The sequence below is a fragment of the Undibacterium sp. Ji49W genome (assembly GCF_049340205.1).
GTDB lineage: Bacteria > Pseudomonadota > Gammaproteobacteria > Burkholderiales > Burkholderiaceae_D > Undibacterium.
Map to the genome: position 1 here is coordinate 1 of NZ_JBMPOW010000051.1, position 589 is coordinate 589.

At 49.2% G+C, this 589-nt stretch carries 2 protein-coding genes; both read right to left on the reverse strand.

The genetic code is table 11. From position 1 onward, the window contains the following. A partial coding sequence (locus ACO0LK_RS26975; RefSeq protein WP_422980606.1) for an ExbD/TolR family protein occupies positions 1-112 on the reverse strand: 112 nt, incomplete at its 3' end. 211 nt (positions 113-323) lie between these two features. Beyond that, positions 324-589 (reverse strand): MotA/TolQ/ExbB proton channel family protein (locus tag ACO0LK_RS26980; protein ID WP_422980605.1); only part of this gene is annotated, 266 nt, incomplete at its 5' end.

Below are 589 nucleotides of genomic sequence, written 5' to 3' on the forward strand. Positions count from 1 at the left end.
TGATCAGGAAGATGATCAGCAAAACCAGCATGACGTCGACCAGCGGGGTGGTGTTGATGGTGCTGTTGACTTCGTCTTCGCCATCACCATCATTGCCAATTGCCATTGCCATAATGTGTTCTCTTTCGTGTTACGCAGACCTTTTAAGACCACTCAACACAGAGGCACAGAGACACAGAGAAAAGCAGGAGGAAAATCTTCTTGCATGACCATTACTTTACTCAGGAATATTCTTTCGCAAGTAATGGTGTTCTCTGGTTTTTCCTCTGTGTCTCTGTGCCTCTGTGGTTAAGGGTCTTGGTTTAACTTAAACCTGATACAACTTATTTTTTAGCTGCTGTCTTGCCCATATTGCCGGACAGAACGACAGAGTGCAGGTCAGCGGAGAAGGCACGGACTTCTTCCATGGCGCTCTTGTTGCGACGTACCAGGAAGTTGTAACCCAGAACCGCAGGAACAGCCACTGCCAGACCGATCGCAGTCATGATCAGCGCTTCACCCACTGGGCCCGCTACTTTGTCGATCGATGCCTGACCGGACATACCGATGGCTGTCAGCGCATGGTAAATACCCCATACTGTACCGAACA